Genomic DNA, 17,001 nt, shown 5'->3' with positions numbered 1-17,001 from the left:
ATTAAGGACTCACGACAAGCGATATCGCCAGTTGATCCCAACGAATATGCTCTTTCAATCTGCGGTTTACCTCTTCCAGTGTAAGCGATTCATACAACGGGAGCATGTTGAAAAAATCACCACCACGGAATTGCTGCCGCGTGAATTCATTTGCAATGTTTTCTGGTGAATTGAGCATACGCAAATATCCACCTATTTTCTTTTTGCGTGCGCGCTCAAAATCGGTTGCATCAAAGCCTTTTTCCACAATAGCATCGACTTCTTCACGGATACGCGCAAGCAGTTGATCAGGGTCTTTGGTGTCCCCGCCAATAGCAGAAAAAGCGTATTGCGGCGAACTGTTATATTCATGTCCAAAGCTGTCCGAAATCAGGTCTTCATCATACAATTTTTGAAATAGCGAGGTACTGGAACCAAATAACAGATCCATCATTAGTTTGGTTGTCATATCCCGGCGCAGCAGGTCTTCTCCAGTTAGTCCCACATCGGTTTCCTTAAATCCAAACAAACATTTGGGCAGGGAAACGGCCAACTTGGATTCACGTCTGGCTTCCCCCACTTGCTCAGGTTCCGGTTCAAATATCCGCTCGATTTTCCCTTGAGGTTTATAATTTTTCTTTGCCTGGTTCGAACGAACCATATCGATCACTTCCTGCGAGTCTACTCCACCCACGACAAACAGAAGCATGTTGCTTGGATGATAAAAAGAGTTGTAACACGTGTACAACGTTTCTTTGGTTATGGTGCCAATGGATTCAACGGTTCCGGCGATATCAATATGCACGGGATGTTTCTGATACATCGCCTCGATCAGGCCAAAATAAACGCGCCAATCTGGATTATCCGCATACATATTAATTTCCTGTGCGATGATCCCTTTTTCCTTTTCTACATTCTGATCGGTGAAGTAAGGATTTTGCACAAAATCAACTAATGTTTGTATATTTTCATTGACATATTCCGTCGCCGAAAACAAATAAACAGTCTGATCGAAACTGGTAAAAGCATTGGCAGAAGCTCCATGAGAAGCAAATGTGGCAAAAATATCACCTGTCGGTTCTTCAAACATTTTGTGTTCCAGAAAATGAGCAATTCCGTCCGGAACCTTTACTTCTTCCTGTCCTTCAACTTTAAAATGATTGTCGACCGAACCGTATTTGGTTGCAAACGTGGCATAAGTTTTTTGGAAACCCGGTTTAGGCAAAATATAAACATGCAGCCCGTTATCCATCACTTCGTAATACAGCGTTTCCTGCAAACGATCGTATGTTATGCTCTCCACCGACTATTCCCCCTTCTCATCACGCAAGAAATAAATCGTATCCAGACGGAATTTCTCTGCCGCCTCACGAACATTTTCTTTGCTGATCTGTTCTACCTGGGCCAGCAGTTCCTCGGCGGTCCGCTCTTTGCCGGATAACTGTCGATTGAAATCATAAGCAATTAGCTCAAACGCAGAATCCTGCATTTCCTTGAGCAGATTACGGATCATCGCTTTGGTCTGAGACATCTCCAGGTCAGTAATATTCCCGTTCTTCATTTCATCCAGCTGCTGCTTGATAATCATGACTGCTTTTTCGTAATTGGGGATTTCAATCCCGGATTGGATCGTTGCAATACCCTTATGTCCGTCATAACGCGATGAGGCATAGTACGCCAGACTTTCTTTTTCACGAACATTAACAAACAGCTTGGAATGAGGATATCCTCCGAGAATGCCGTTATACATCAATGCTGCCGCATACTGAGGGTCACCATATGTGATAGACGTGCGAAGCCCCATATTGAGCTTACCCTGATTAACATTAAGCCGTTCTACAACGGTTTCCACTTCTTTATCTCCACGAATAGCTTCCTGTGTATGATAGTCGGAAGAGGTGGCACGTTCTACATTGAAATAACGCTGTACCAGATTCTCTACCTCTTCCAGTGTGGTGTCGCCCACCACATACAAGTCCATACTTGCCTGCTGTAACCATTCCTGATACGAAGCTGTCAATGTATCTGGATCAATGCCCGGCAAATCCTTTCGCTCACCAAGCGGGTGCAAGCGGTAAGGTTCGTTTTTACACATCTCCTCAATACTACGTTCCGCAGCATAACGCATTTTGTCATTGACGATGGACTCCAGCATTTTGCGAACAGTCTCCCGCTCAGCTTGAACATAAGAGGTTCGGAAATGTCCATCCTCCTGTGCAGGGCGTGTAAGCACCTCTCCCAAAAAAGCAAAAGAACGATCCAACAGCTGCTCGTCCCCACCAACAAAGGAATCATTAATGGTGTCCATACGGAACTGTACGATCTGGTAATCGCCACGTTTATAGACATCAAAACCAAAACCCGCTCCATACAAATGTTCCAATTGTTCACGAAATTGCGTTGTTTCCGGATAGGATTCGGTCCCACGCCGAAGTACGAAAGGTGTTAAGGCTACTTTGGTAACCGTATCTTCCTGCAGGGGAACCCCTGCGTAAAGTGAGATCGCAAATGTCTTAAAACGTTTCGTAGGAAGAACATGTATGCGGAATTCTTTCCGGTTTCCTCGTTCAAATCCTGATGTATTCAAATGTCAAAACCCCTTTACGGCGTCATTTATCGTGCAAGAAGTGAAGCTTAAACGTAACAACCATTTTAACCCATTCAAAAGGCAAGAAGCAACCGAAGTCACGCCTTCTGGTTGCTTCCAAGATCATCACATACAGAATATATGCTGCCCGATTGTTTTTACCTGAGGACGTGTCCATATCCATTTGGATGTAGCTGTCTTCGGATTAAAATAATAGAGGCATCCACCGGATGGGTCCCAACCATTCATCGCCTGTTCAACTGCTTTTTTAGCTTGTGCATTCGGTTCAAGATAAATCTGTCCGTCTGCAACGGCAGTAAACGCACCCGGCTGGAAAATTACTCCTGACGGTGTGTTCGGGAAACTCGGTGATTTCACGCGATTCAGGATAACTGCCGCTACTGCAACTTGACCTTCAAATGGCTCTCCGCGAGATTCACCATATACGGCGTTAGCCATAATTTTGATTTCGTTTTCCGACAACCCCATGGAATTGGCTGAGCCCATATTGTCCTGCTCTTTATCCGCAGTATTGTTATTTTTCCCACTATCTCCTGAAGTTTGATCTTTGTGCAACGGTGTTTCTGTTGGCGACCATTGTTTTGAAGCATTGTAAAGTTTCAGCTTGGTTTTGGCTCCAACGACACCATCTGCCTTCATGCCGAATTCCGATTGAAACCATTTTACCGATTTCAATGTAGTGCTGCCGAAATTACTGTCAATTTTACCATTGTAAAATCCCAAATACTTCAGTCGGCCTTGAAGCTCGTATACATCCTGACCGTAACTTCCATATTTCACAGCATTGGTGCTAAAGGTGGGTATCGACTTCTCTTCGACTTGCGGGGTACTTGGGTTTGGACTTTCGGTTGCTGTATTCCCAGGAAGCAAATAACGAATTCCCAATGCGGACATCAGCAAAATAGCAGTGAAAAGCCATATGTTCATTTTTCGCATCGACTGTGCTCTACCTTTCTCTTGTGGGATTAACAGAATCGCTAAGGTTATTATGACAAGCATACTTCGTTCCTATGCACCAAATCCTCCGATCATTGGACATCATGGCAAATCTTCAGTCAAATGGCATGCAAAAAGCCCTCAACCAATAAGGTTAAGGGCTTGGATCGTTTACACATGCTGTGTATTACGAGCTTATTTTATTCTGTTGATACTGTTCCAGTGAGATCAATACTTCCCTTGGTTTACTGCCCTCGTAAGGACCAATTACACCTCGGGCCTCCATGGAGTCAATCAAACGTGCTGCGCGGGTATAACCCACTCGCATTCGGCGCTGCAGTAGAGAAACGGAAGCTTGCTTCGCCTCCAAAATAATCTGCACTGCTTGTTCATATAACTCATCCTGCACTTCATCTGCTGCCTGAACGGAATCGTCCACCTCTGGCACAATGGATTCGTCATACTGCGCTTCACCTTGACCACGCACGTAATTCACGATATTTTCAACTTCCTCATCACTCATGAAAGCTCCTTGTACACGAACCGGCTTCGAAGCTCCCATTGGCATGAACAGCATATCTCCCCGACCCAACAACTTCTCGGCCCCACCCATATCCAGAATGGTTCGAGAATCCACTTGAGAGGATACACCAAAGGCAATCCGGGACGGAATGTTGGCTTTGATTACACCAGTGATAACATCCACAGAAGGGCGCTGTGTGGCAATGATCAGATGGATACCCGCTGCACGCGCCATCTGAGCCAATCGAGCAATCGCATCTTCTACGTCACCGGCGGCAACCATCATGAGGTCAGCCAGCTCGTCCACGATAACAACGATGTAAGGCAAAACCGCCGCTGGGTTGTCTTTCATCAGATTGTTATAACCTTCAACGTTACGTGTACCGGATTTGGAGAACAACTCATATCTTTTCTCCATCTCAACAACGATCTTTTTGAGAGCAAGTGAAGCCCTTTTAGGATCCGTTACGACTGGCGCCATCAGATGCGGAATTCCGTTATATACGTTTAGCTCGACCATTTTGGGATCGACCATCAAAAATTTCACTTCATCCGGCTTCGCTTTGTACAGGATGCTCGTAATAATACCATTGATACATACGGATTTACCTGAACCCGTCGCACCAGCCACCAGCAAATGGGGCATACGAGCCAGATTACCGATGATCGTCTGTCCTGAGATATCTCGTCCAAATGCAATGGTCACTTTGGATTCAGCTTCCTGGAATGTGGCTGTCTCCATAACCTCCCGCATTGTTACTACGGATACCTCTCCATTAGGTACTTCAATACCGATAGCGGATTTACCAGGAATGGGTGCTTCCATTCGGATATCTTTTGCCGCCAGGGCTAAAGCAATATCGTCTGTCAGACTTACAATTCTGCTAACCTTCACACCAATATCCGGTTGGATCTCATACCGTGTAACAGCAGGTCCTCTGACTACTTCAAGTACTTTGGCACGAACACCGAAGCTTTCCAGCGTTGCTTCCAGCTTGCGTGCAGTCTGCATATAATCCTTTTGGTCGCCACCCTTACCTCCATTGTTCGGCTTGGAAAGAAGCCTGAATGACGGAAGTTTATAAGGTTTCGGAGGTGGTGGTGGAGGCTTAACTGGCTGCACTTCCTGCCCCTCCGTATCTGAAACAACCGAACCTTGAGCCCCATTGCTCAACGTAGACCCAACGTCTGAACTACCCTCAACAGCATCCGTCGCTCCAGGCCACTCATTGTTATCCACAAGTTCATCTGAGATCTTGATTGGGATCCCTTCTCCCTGCATGTTAGCCGTTAGATCATCTGGGAAAGGATACGCATCATCCAGATCATCATCTTTACCCGCATCCTCGGATCTGACATGCTCAAAGAAGTCACGGATGATTGGAGCCGAATTAGGTCTTGATTGCACAGGAACTGCTGCGGGAGCCATAACATCGGATGCGATGATTGGCTCGTCATGCCATGAATCTGCAGGCGTTTCCTGCTCGGCTCGGTAGACGATATGTTCCGTATCTAAAGAATCATCCTCGGCCACTCCACGCTCAGCCTTCGTCCGTTCCCGATCAGAACCCCATTTTCCAAAGAGTTGGAAAAATATTGGTGCTTTTCGTTTCGGTAGTTGCTGATCCTGCATATCATCGTCATCATCTTCCTCGTCGTCCACTGGAACAGGCACCACTTTGCGAACATTCCCGCTTTTCTTGCCCGCAGAGCTTGAAGTGGCACGTGCTGCTGGTCTAGCTTCCAGCTTTTTGTACATCGCACTTCCTGCATCCCATATCTTGGTTCTGAAAATGCGAATCAGATCGACATAAGAAAGATTGGTAATTAGCATGAAACTGATAACGAACATCACGATCATAATCAATCGTGCTCCCAAGCTGCCAAACAACCACAAGAACAAGGCAAACTGCGCCGCTCCTATATAACCGCCGCTAATGTCCTTATTGAGCATCGAATCCCGTTCGCCTGGCGCAGCAGGCGTGAGTAACTCGGTTTGCATATCATTATGTATCTGTGTAAGTACAGCACCAGGCTCAAGGGCTCCAACCGGTATAAGCTTCTGGTGCATAGCAGAGACGGTACTCATCAGGGTTAAAGCAAACACCAGCAATACGAGCCCTGTCTTGCGCGTTGTCCAGCCACTTGGCCATTTTCGATGAATCATCACCATTAAGCCATAATAAATCCCTATAAGCGGAATCGCAAAATAGAACTTGCCAAGCATCAATCCAAACATCTTGGAAAGCGAGCGCCCTACGGTTGCTTCACCCGACAAGGCAATGACAGCAAGGGTAATAAGCACAATGCCGTAAATTTCATATTTTAAAACGCCGCTAAATGCTGCGGCCTTTTTTTTCCTCTTTTTTCTTCTGGCCAAAATCAGGTCACCCCCAGAAGAATATTATACCATACAAATATAATCCGTACATATGTTCTTTTTCTGCTCAATTTGTCTTATTTGGTCACGTTATGTTGGTCCCGGGTTACCCGAAAGTGGAACGATCGATCCGGGCATATTGGCGGGATTCAGATAAGCTTCCAAGGGGCATTCAAGTAAACGTACAATGACAGCTTCATTTTCATTAACAGGTCTGACCTGCATCAATAATCCGTTCATCTTGATCTCCCGGGTGTCTTCTCCCTCATTCCACATCCCTGACCACAACAGTTCAGGTGGCATCACTGTGTAGAGTGTCATTGGGTATAACCCCCTGCCTGCAGCGTCTGTCTTTTGTCTCCTATGAGCTGATTCAATTGAGCGATGGCCTGGCCGATCCCGCCTACGGCATCCATCAATCCATATTTAACCGCATCTGCGCTACCCACAGCTGTTCCGATATCGCGGTTGAGTTCACCTGTCTTAAACATCAGTTCCTTAAACATTTCTTCAGAGATATTGGAGTGCGACGTAACAAATCTTACGACACGTTCCTGCATCTTCTCCATGTACTCAAACGTCTGAGGCACGCCTATCACGAGTCCGTTCATACGGATCGGATGAATGGTCATTGTTGCACTACCCGCAATCAGGGAATAGGTTGAAGCAACTGCGATTGGAACCCCGATGCTGTGCCCTCCTCCAATGACGACAGTAACCGTAGGTTTGCTGAGTGAAGCAATCATTTCAGCAATAGCCAAGCCCGCCTCCACATCTCCTCCTACCGTGTTTAAAATGATCAGAATTCCTTCGATTCGCTGATTCTGCTCTGCTGCAACCAGCTGAGGAATGAGGTGTTCATACTTTGTTGTTTTGTTTTGCGGAGGTAAAATTAAATGCCCTTCCACCTGACCGATAATGGTCATACAGAAAATGTTCGATTCAGCTGCAGGTGATTGCGTCTGTCCAAATTGCTGAATAGCCTCCGTTACAGGTGACATCGCCTTTTCCTCTTGTGCAGGCACTTCCGGTGTCTCGGTACCCGGTTGTTCCGATTTGGGTGTTTGCTTGTTTTTCATATATTCGCTCATTCGATTACTCCCCTTCTCCAGAAACATGTAATGTATTTCCTTAGTATGGGGAATGTTCCAGTTGACTTATACCCGATTACTCATCAATTTCTCCATAATCTGGTGTAAGGCCAGAAAAAAAACAAAAAAAGCCCCTTCTCTACGAGGAACCGTCCAATATTACTCGTAGAGAAGGGGCGACTGTGTGCCTGAATTTATGTTTTTGTTTGATTTATTTTAAACTTCCATAATGATTGGCAAAATCATCGGTCTACGACGAGTTTGCTCATACAAGAAGCGTCCGAGTGCATCTTTAACATTCGTTTTGAGTGAAGCCCATTCGTTAACGTTCTCACTCATCAACTTCTGCAATGTGCTGCTGACGATGCGATTCGCTTCATCAAGCAGTCCTTCCGATTCGCGTACATAGACAAATCCACGGGAGATGATGTCCGGACCGGAAACAATTTTGCCATCCTGTTTGCTCAGTGTTACCACGACAACCAGAATGCCATCCTGTGACAGCAATTTACGGTCACGCAATACGATGTTACCTACATCGCCTACACCCAAGCCGTCGATCAACACGTTACCTGCAGTAACTTTACCTGCCTTGCGTGCTGCTCCACCTTGAATTTCAACAACTTCACCAATATCCGTAATGAAAATGTTGTCTGGTTCAATACCTACAGATTCAGCCAGTACCGCGTGGCGGCGCTGCATACGGAATTCACCGTGAATCGGCAGGAAATATTTTGGTTTCATCAGGTTAAGCATCAGCTTGAGCTCTTCCTGGCTACCGTGACCGGATACGTGAACGCCACTGTTTGCACCGCTGTAATGCACGTTGGCACCCAGACGGAACAGTTCATCAATCGTACGGCCTACATATTTCTCATTACCTGGAACTGGAGTTGCAGCAATAATTACTGTATCACCAGGCAAAATATCTACTTTACGATGAGTGGAACGAGCCATCCGTGTCAATGCTGACATCGGCTCGCCTTGGCTACCTGTGCAGAGAATTACTACACGGTCTGCAGCCATTTTGCCTACTTCTTCCGGCTCAATGATCATGCCGTCTGGAATCTCAAGGTAACCCAGTTCAGAAGCAATACCCACCACATTTACCATACTGCGTCCAATAACTGCGACTTTACGTCCAGTTACTTCAGCTGCATTGATAACCTGTTGAATCCGGTGTACGTTGGAAGCAAATGTTGCTACAACGACACGTTGGCTTGCTTTGCGGAAGATATCTTCCAGAACGATACCCACATTTTTCTCCGAAGGTGTAAATCCAGGTTTCTCTGCGTTGGTACTATCGGACAAGAGGGCAAGTACGCCATTGGTTCCGATCTGTGCCATACGCTGGAGATCTGCATATTGACCATTGACTGGAGTGTGGTCAAATTTGAAGTCACCTGTATGAACAACAGCGCCTTCCGGTGTTTCGACACATACGCCGACGGAATCCGGAATACTATGGTTAGTAGCAAAGAACGTTGCTTTCAATACAGAGCCGAGTTGAATCTCGGAATCCGCATCAATCAGGATGCGTTTTGTTTCACCCAGCAAATTGGCTTCTTTCAGCTTGTTCTCCACAAGTCCGAGAGTAAGCTTTGTTCCGTATACAGGAACATTCAAATGTTTCAGAACATATGGCAGACCACCGATATGATCCTCATGTCCGTGAGTCAAAATAATCCCTCTTACTTTGTCACGGTTTTCAGTTAGATAAGAGATGTCAGGAATGACAATGTCGATTCCAAGCATATCTTCTTCCGGGAATTTAAGACCAGCATCTACGACTACAATGTCGTTCGCGTATTGGATGACGTACATATTTTTACCAATCTCGCCTACGCCGCCCAAAGCAAAAATCATCAGTTTATCGTTGTTATTTTTCTTAGACAAATGAATCTAAACCTCCTATGGTAGTTGGACGTCGTACCTTATTATTTTATTGTAAGTTAAGAAAAGCAGTCCATCACACCCATGCCCGTAAATAGGGATGAATGCAAAAGAGCACCTTTATTCACGATATTTGGAAGAAGTTCTTCGAAGTTATTCCCCTTCACCAACAAGATGGATTTTGAAATGTTCCTTCTTAGCCGTTCCTTCCTTTTTCACCACAAAGCTACACCAAGAAACGATGTCGCTTTCAATTTCAAAAAAATACCGCACCCAGTCACTTGACATCATTATACATGATTAAAAACAAAAAAAACAAGTCACTCTCTCGTTAACCTCTACGTTTGCCTCCAGTTGTGAAAAGAAACCTAACAATCATCGTCAAAAAAAAGAACCGCCTCCTCTTAAATGAGGAACGGTTCTTCTGCAATTTCTATGGGTTTATAAAAGTTAACAAATCAGTTCAATATCGTATTATTGCTAGTTGAACAAGGCACGAATAAAACCTTGCTCATCCTCTGTTGCGGCTATAAGCGGAAGGCGAACAGATCCGACGTTCAGACCGCGCAATGTCAAAGCGTATTTCACCGCTACAGGGTTCGGTAAAGGCTGCGGGCACTCGAATAGACCTTTGAACACCGGAAACAGCTTCTGATGTATCTGAGCCGCCTGTACAGGTGCACCACCGAAGTATGAATCAATCATTTGTTTCATCTCAGCGCCTACCACATGGCTAGCAACACTAACGATCCCGTAAGCACCTACAGCAATGGCTGGCAAGCCAGAAGCATCGTCACCGGAATACACCCTGAAATGTCCCGGTGCACTCGCAGCAATCTGCGTGACTTGCTCCAACGATACACATTCCTTCGTAGCTACAATGTTAGGAATCTGTGCCAAACGAAGCGTTGTTGCAGCCGAAAGGCTGGCTGCTGTACGTCCAGGAACGTTATACAACATAATCGGCAGTTTCGTCGCGTTCGCGATCGCTTCAAAGTGTCTAAACATTCCCTCTTGACTTGGTTTGTTGTAATAAGGAACAACAAGCAAAACACCATCTACACCAGCACGTTCAGCGTCCTGTGTCAGATGGATTGAATGAGCGGTGTTATTGCTACCCGTTCCAGCAATGATTTTGCACCGTCCAGCCGCATGTTTTACTGCGAATTCGAATAGTTCTACTTTTTCTTTGTCGCTAAGCGTGGGAGATTCTCCAGTTGTTCCTGAAATAACAAGCGTCTCTGACTTTTGATCTTCAATCAAATAGTCTATCAGACGTGCAGTTTCCTCCCAATGGATCCCCCCTTGTTCGTTGAACGGAGTGACCATTGCTGTAATCAATCTTCCAAAGTCCAATTCGATTCCTCCTTCAAAACAGGTCCGGCTCCGCTGACTTCAAAGTACTACAAGTGAAGTTCGAATGAGGCGTGAAGCGCCCTCAGAGCTTGAACCATATCTTCTTTTTTCACAAGTACCCAAATCGTTGTATTGGAATCTGCAGATTGCAGGATCTGGATGTCCGCCAGTGTCAAGGATTCCACGATCCGTGCCATAATGCCTGGCACTCCGTTGATCCCTCCGCCGATGACGGAAACTTTGGCACATCCGGAAAGACTTTGCGGTTTAAGACCAATTTCCTGCAGTACCTGTATAGCTTTCTCGGAATCACTATCGAAAACGGTATAGACAACTCCCAGGGGGGTAACATTAATAAAATCTACGCTAATCGAATTTTCAGCCATCGTTTTGAACACTTTTAGCTGCAAACGATCTGCACCGCCCGGCACTTCCACCGTTATTTGCGTAACATTACTTACATAGGCAATCCCTGTTACATATCGGTCGACAATGCCTGTCTGCACATCCTGAAATCCTTCTGGATGCGTTACCAGCGTCCCTTCACTATCTGCAAAGGTAGACCGTACACGCACTGGAATCTGGGATTGCATTGCAATCTCGACTGCACGCGGATGAATTACCTTGGCTCCTTGATGGGCCATATTACATATCTCGGCATAACTCACAACAGTCAACGGACGAGCGTCCTCCACGATACGTGGATCTGCTGTCAGTATCCCATTTACATCGGTGTATATGTCCACCATCTCAGCGTGTAAAGCTGCACCAAGAGCTGTGGCTGACGTATCACTTCCTCCACGACCAAGGGTCGTAAAGTCACCATTCTCGGTCTGACCCTGGAACCCTGTAACAATGACAACACGCCCACTCTGTAGCTGCTCCAGCACACGAACAGGACGGACATCCAAAATTCGGGCATTCCCGAAATTGTCGTCCGTCACAAAACCTGCTTGTGCACCGGTCAGCACTGTAGTTGGAATGCCTTCATGTTCGAGCAGACTGCTCAAAGTCGTCGCAGAAATAATTTCACCACAGCACAGCAGTAAATCCTTTTCGCGTGCGGAGAGTGCATTTCCGTTCTGTGCAGCCCAGTCCAGTAACGTATCAGTTGCATAAGGCTCACCGCGGCGACCCATCGCTGACACAACAATGACCAGACTCAATCCTGCTTCAAGTTCACGTTTAACATGACGGAGCACATGCTCTCTCGCCTGAACGGTAGAGAGAGATGTACCTCCGAATTTCTGTACCATGATGCGCATCTTTATTCCTCCATTTGTGTACGCAAGAAGACTGGACACGGGTCAATCAACAAATGGATCACCCTAGGGAGCGTTCCGATGCGATAATTTCAGCATTTTATACGGCATTTCATGCCGCTCCTCATCAAAGATTAGTGAAACAATCCCATATGAAGGCCGCGGTTGTTATCGAGATCATGACGCACACGTTCCCCGTGCACTGATCCCGCTTGCCTAACCTTATCGTTGCAAGCAGGAATTCCCTTTTAATGAAAGGAACGTGGACACAGGTAGCTGTTTATACCAGCATAACGTCCCTCATGATTTTCTTTGTCTCTCGAACCATCTTCATTTCTTCAAGCGAATAACCGTTATCCCCGTAACTGAGTCTGTACAGAACCATGTCTATAACAAACTAATGTTACGGCGGACCCAAGAACTATCAAGCCTGTGCAGAGCGCTGCACAATCATTGGCTGTAACTGTTTGCCTTCAAGCGCACTCCAGCATGCCTCCGGAATGAGCTCCATTTTGGCCACTAACGAGTTCGGTTTTTTCACTGGATCATCCTGCCCAAATGGCACAAAATACAAATATTTGGCCACCAGCAGTTTGGCGATGTTCGCAGCATTCAACCCAAGGCCGTCATTGGTGGAAATGGCGAGTACCAGCGGACGCTGATTTCGCATCTGAGCTTTGGCTGCCATTAAAACCGGACTGTCCGTCATCGCGTTAGCCAGCTTACTCGTCGTGTTGCCTGTGCATGGAGCAATCACGAGCACATCGAGCAACTTGGAAGGACCTAACGGCTCTGCCTCAACAATTGTAGAAATGATATCATTCCCCGTTATATCTTTCAACTGTTTTTGCCAATTTTGCGCGGTCCCAAAGCGTGTATCCGTAGTCAGAACCGAATTGGAAATAATCGGGACAACATTGGCACCTTCGGCTACGAAGCGGCTAATCACCGGCATAACCTCTTCAAACGTACAATGAGAACCTGTAATTGCGTAACCTACCGTTTTTCCCTGCCAGTTCATTGTTCAACCTCCCGTGCGTTTTGTTCTTCCAAAAGCAAACGGATTAAGACGTCGGCAATAATGCCGCCAGCCGTTTTGGGAGCAACAATGCCGGGGAGGCCAGGCGCAAGTAGCGCTTTGATACCGCGTTTTTCAGCATATCTGAAATCACAGCCGCCAGGAGCGGATGCGAGATCGATAATGACTGCTTTTTGCGGCATTTTGGACAGGATTTGTGCTGTGATTATCATAGTCGGTATCGTATTAAAAAGCAAGTCAACTTCCCCGGTTTGAGCGGCCAAATCCGTTGTCATGAAAGGCTTCCAGCCCATTATGGCTGCTCGAGCAGCATCCTCTTCGCGCCTGATTCCTACCCGTACATTTGCCCCAAGTCCCTGAAGCGTTTTGGCCATTGTGAAACCTGTTCGACCCAAGCCAAGCACAATGCATTCCGAGCCGTGGATCGTGAAGTCCGTCTCCCGAATCGCCATGGCAATGGCGCCTTCAGCTGTCGGAATGGAGTTGTAGAGCGCGATGTCATCACGATCGAGTACTTCAACAAGCCGTAGACCATTTTCCCTGCACAAATCACGTAAAAAAGGCTTCGCCATACCTGTGAACACAATACAATGCTCCGGCAATGCCGCAACATGTTCCTTTTTCAGAAAAATCGGTGTATCACTGAACGAAGTGCTCACTTTCCCCTGATCATCACACCCGACCACAGGAAGCACCAGCACATCTGCCGAAGCAAATACATCGTCCTCCAATTCCTGGTGTTCGATACCCGGAATGGAACGCTCCAGCTTGTCGAAGCCCACCACACTTACCGTAGCATCCAGCTCTGCGCATTTTTGAATGACTTCAAGCTGCCGCGCATCTCCGCCCAGGACTATAATCCGGACACCGGTCAGCATCGGGACGTCACTCCTTTCACCACATGTATGCCTTATCGTATGCAGTGGCCCACAGGGGGGTGAAACATTAAAATTGAAGCATGCAAAGAAAAAATTATCTCTATCGTTCAAAAAAAGAAAAAAGAGCCGCCCCCTCGGGGACGACTCTTCGAGAACATGCTCAGTATATTAAACTGTGAAGCTCTTATTACAGAAGATGCTCTTATTTACAGCTTGGTTTCGAATCCTTTATTTCCCGGTATGACCGAATCCGCCTTCTCCACGTACAGTTTCCGACAGTTCAGCTACCTCTGTTAATTCAACTGCTGGAACAGTTTGAAAGACGATTTGGGCAATACGCTCCCCACGTACAATCGTGAATGGCTCCTGACCCAGATTGATCAGAAGGACCTTAACTTCCCCGCGATAATCGGCATCAATGGTGCCCGGTGTGTTCAGACACGTAATCCCATGTTTGAAAGCCAGACCGCTACGAGGGCGAACCTGTGCCTCCAATCCAGCTGGCATAGCCATCGCGAGTCCCGTAGGAATCAACGTACGCTGTCCCGGCTGCAATACAACCTCTTCTTGTAATGCCGCAACTACATCAAAGCCGGAGGCCAGCTCTGACATTTTTTGAGGCAACTTAATATCTTCATTGCCCGGTAACTTTTGAATTTGAACGTAATGCAACAAAATCATCCCTTCTTAATCCAGCGATCGTACGATCCGAAGCACCGACCATAGCGAGCGCAAATGGCTCGGCAAACATCAGGTCCAGCACAGCATCGACATCGTCCATCGTTACTTCTTCAATTTTGGCAATCATTTCGTCCAGCGTGTGGTGTCTGCCCAGCATCAGCTCGTTTTTGCCCAGACGGTTCATGCGGCTGCCCGTGCTTTCCAAACTGAGGATCAAACTGCCTTTCAGCTGTTCTTTTCCTTTGCGCAGCTCATCTTCTGACAATCCATTTACAGCCAGATCGTTCAGAACCTCTTTGGTCAGATCCAGAACTTCTTTCGTCTGTTTCGGCGCTGTACCTGCATAGATGGTGAAGAGTCCACTATCCGCATGGGAACTATGATACGAATAAACGGAATAAGCAAGGCCGCGTTTCTCCCGAATTTCCTGGAACAGTCTGGAGCTCATACCTCCGCCAATCGCATTATTCAGCACGACCATCGCGAACTGAAGCGGATCTCCGATCTTACATCCCGGGAACGAGATACAGATATGATTCTGTTCCGTTTTCTTTTTGTGAAAGAGTTGTCCGCTCTGGAATGCAGGCAGCGTGACTTGTTCAGATACACCATTGACATCAAAAGCACCAAAATGCTTTTCCATCAAATCGATCACACTGTCATCAATATTCCCTGCAATACTAATAACGGTATTCTCAATCGTATAGTGCTCCTTCATATATGCACGCAGATGGCTGGAGTCCATCGCCTTGAGACGCTCTTCAGTACCCAGAATTGGGTAAGCGAGCGGATGCTCACCATAGGCGGCCAAAGCCATAAGATCATGCACCATGTCATCCGGCGTATCCTCATACATCGATATTTCTTCCAGAATGACGTTTTTCTCCTTAAGCAGTTCACCATCATCCATTTTAGAGCGGAAGAACATATCGGATAACACATCGACAGCTATTGGCAGATGTTCATCCAATACTTTGGCGTAATAACAAGTGTATTCTTTCGAAGTGAACGCATTCACGTTACCACCAATGGCATCGAATTGCTCCGCAATCGCTTTGGCATCATAACGATCCGTTCCTTTGAACAGCATGTGCTCAATAAAGTGTGACACTCCGTTGCTTGCAGGCTGCTCATTGCGAGAACCTGTCTTGACCCATATTCCAAATGACACGGAACGACAGGTCGGAATCTGTTCCATGACAACTCTGAGGCCATTGCCCAGCTGAATTTTTTTCACGGTTGGCCCTCCTACATCTCTATAATTGCCTGGATTTCAACGCAAAATTGAAATCGACATTTGGTTCCAACTGTTTGATAGTAACAAAAAAACATCATTCACTCAACCGCTGATCCCTTCACGCGCTCGGATGACAACGTTTCGCTAACGGTTCCAAGCGTCAAACCCTTGGCCCGTATGGAATCAATCATTCCTTTTAAAGCTCCTGAAGAAGCAGCCGTGGGGTGCATCAGAATTAATGTACCGGCTTCTACGTTTTTGGCGATCTTGGCTACAACAGAAGCAGAACTTGGTTTGCGCCAATCCACCGTATCCAGTGTCCAAAGTACCGTTTGAAGTCCCATGCCGGAAGCAATGTCGACTGTTTGTTGATTAAAATCACCGGAAGGTGGAGCAAACCAGTGGTTCTCCACACCCAATTTTTCTTTGAGCAGGTCCTGGGTTTTACTGATTTCCAGCTTGGCTCGCTCCGTACTCAACCGACTCATATTCGGATGTGAGTATGCATGATTTGATAACTCATGTCCACGCTTTTGGATCTCTTTAGCCAGTTCTTCGTTTTTGCTCAACCAGCTTCCATCCAGAAAAAAAGTAGCTTTGACTTTTTCGGCGTCAAGCGTATCTAGTATCGGGATAATGAATTCATTGCCCCACGCTACATTAATCATGAAAGACACCATTGGTTTCTCGGCATTCCCCCGGTAAATCGGGTGTGCACCCAAATCTTTAAGCTGGATTTCAGGTACAGTCTGCCGATAGACATACGCTATCTTAGTATTCAGCGTCCCACCAAGTGCTTTGCGATACGTGGCTTCCACATCAATTTCTATTCCGTTATACCCGGGTATCGCTTTCCAGACCCGATCCACTCTGGCATTTACCGGAGCGATTTTCGTTTCGGCCGCTTTATCCCGGATCGCCGACAACAGCTGATCTTCTCCGGTTGCCTCTTTGAACATATCAAATGCATTTTGCGTGCCTGGCCCATCACGGATTTCCGTAATGTATGTACGTACACTGCCCACTTGTCCGACCAGTATGACAGCTGCCATACCTACCAGAACAGCCGCCAGCTTTTTGGATTGGTTTCTCACAGCTCCATCCTCCCGCCGTCTTTGTCCCCATCATATGAGGACAAG

The 17,001-nt window shown here is 46.6% G+C and carries 14 protein-coding genes; all 14 read right to left on the bottom strand.

Annotated elements, in window-relative coordinates; genetic code table 11:
• Position 1: 1 nt before the first annotated feature.
• The 14 genes from yfmH to BLV50_RS01680 all read right to left on the bottom strand — a co-directional run bounded on the left by yfmH (position 2) and on the right by BLV50_RS01680 (position 16,956).
• Complete coding sequence (gene yfmH / locus BLV50_RS01745) at positions 2 to 1,282, bottom strand: EF-P 5-aminopentanol modification-associated protein YfmH (RefSeq protein ID WP_090805428.1); 1,281 nt, start codon at positions 1,280 to 1,282, stop codon at positions 2 to 4.
• A 3-nt stretch (positions 1,283 to 1,285) separates the two neighbouring features.
• Positions 1,286 to 2,566, bottom strand: a complete 1,281-nt coding sequence (gene yfmF, locus BLV50_RS01740; RefSeq protein ID WP_063566364.1) for an EF-P 5-aminopentanol modification-associated protein YfmF — start codon at positions 2,564 to 2,566, stop codon at positions 1,286 to 1,288.
• A 126-nt stretch (positions 2,567 to 2,692) separates the two neighbouring features.
• The gene (gene sleB / locus BLV50_RS01735; protein ID WP_063566365.1) at positions 2,693 to 3,523 is read right to left on the bottom strand and encodes a spore cortex-lytic enzyme; all 831 of its coding nucleotides are present in this window, start codon (positions 3,521 to 3,523) and stop codon (positions 2,693 to 2,695) included.
• Positions 3,524 to 3,710: 187 nt separating this feature from the next.
• The gene (locus tag BLV50_RS01730) at positions 3,711 to 6,425 is read right to left on the bottom strand and encodes an FtsK/SpoIIIE family DNA translocase (protein ID WP_063566366.1); all 2,715 of its coding nucleotides are present in this window, start codon (positions 6,423 to 6,425) and stop codon (positions 3,711 to 3,713) included.
• A 90-nt stretch (positions 6,426 to 6,515) separates the two neighbouring features.
• Entirely contained in the window at positions 6,516 to 6,746 is a 231-nt protein-coding gene (locus BLV50_RS01725) for a YlzJ-like family protein (protein ID WP_063566367.1), read from the bottom strand.
• Positions 6,743 to 7,516, bottom strand: coding sequence for a ClpP family protease (locus tag BLV50_RS01720; RefSeq protein WP_371121193.1), 774 nt, complete (start codon positions 7,514 to 7,516; stop codon positions 6,743 to 6,745). Before BLV50_RS01720 ends, BLV50_RS01725 begins: the two co-directional genes overlap by 4 nt.
• Before the next feature lie 216 nt (positions 7,517 to 7,732).
• Positions 7,733 to 9,412 (bottom strand): ribonuclease J, encoded by a 1,680-nt coding sequence (locus BLV50_RS01715; protein ID WP_063566368.1) that lies wholly within the window; start codon positions 9,410 to 9,412, stop codon positions 7,733 to 7,735.
• A 477-nt stretch (positions 9,413 to 9,889) separates the two neighbouring features.
• Complete coding sequence (gene dapA / locus BLV50_RS01710) at positions 9,890 to 10,765, bottom strand: 4-hydroxy-tetrahydrodipicolinate synthase (protein WP_072732416.1); 876 nt, start codon at positions 10,763 to 10,765, stop codon at positions 9,890 to 9,892.
• A gap of 47 nt (positions 10,766 to 10,812) precedes the next feature.
• Positions 10,813 to 12,030 (bottom strand): aspartate kinase, encoded by a 1,218-nt coding sequence (gene dapG / locus BLV50_RS01705; RefSeq protein ID WP_063566369.1) that lies wholly within the window; start codon positions 12,028 to 12,030, stop codon positions 10,813 to 10,815.
• Positions 12,031 to 12,451: 421 nt separating this feature from the next.
• Complete coding sequence (locus tag BLV50_RS01700; RefSeq protein WP_024630269.1) at positions 12,452 to 13,048, bottom strand: dipicolinate synthase subunit B; 597 nt, start codon at positions 13,046 to 13,048, stop codon at positions 12,452 to 12,454.
• Positions 13,045 to 13,944 carry a dipicolinate synthase subunit DpsA gene (gene dpsA, locus BLV50_RS01695; RefSeq protein ID WP_063566370.1) on the bottom strand — a complete coding sequence of 300 codons (900 nt, stop codon included), beginning with the start codon at positions 13,942 to 13,944 and terminating at the stop codon, positions 13,045 to 13,047. The genes BLV50_RS01700 and dpsA overlap by 4 nt, the downstream gene beginning before the upstream one ends.
• Positions 13,945 to 14,172: 228 nt before the next feature.
• Entirely contained in the window at positions 14,173 to 14,619 is a 447-nt protein-coding gene (dut, locus tag BLV50_RS01690; protein WP_170867769.1) for a dUTP diphosphatase, read from the bottom strand.
• The gene (locus BLV50_RS01685) at positions 14,579 to 15,862 is read right to left on the bottom strand and encodes a M16 family metallopeptidase (RefSeq protein WP_072732415.1); all 1,284 of its coding nucleotides are present in this window, start codon (positions 15,860 to 15,862) and stop codon (positions 14,579 to 14,581) included. The genes dut and BLV50_RS01685 overlap by 41 nt, the downstream gene beginning before the upstream one ends.
• Positions 15,863 to 15,960: 98 nt before the next feature.
• A complete protein-coding gene (locus BLV50_RS01680) occupies positions 15,961 to 16,956 on the bottom strand; it encodes a polysaccharide deacetylase family protein (protein ID WP_072732414.1) in 996 nt (331 codons plus the stop codon).
• Between the last annotated feature and the right edge of the window lie 45 nt (positions 16,957 to 17,001).

The sequence above is a fragment of the Paenibacillus sp. 276b genome (assembly GCF_900107875.1).
In the GTDB taxonomy this organism is placed as follows: domain Bacteria; phylum Bacillota; class Bacilli; order Paenibacillales; family Paenibacillaceae; genus Paenibacillus; species Paenibacillus marchantiae.
Note: the sequence above shows the minus strand (reverse complement) of the source record. Positions and strands in the feature narration are given on the sequence as shown.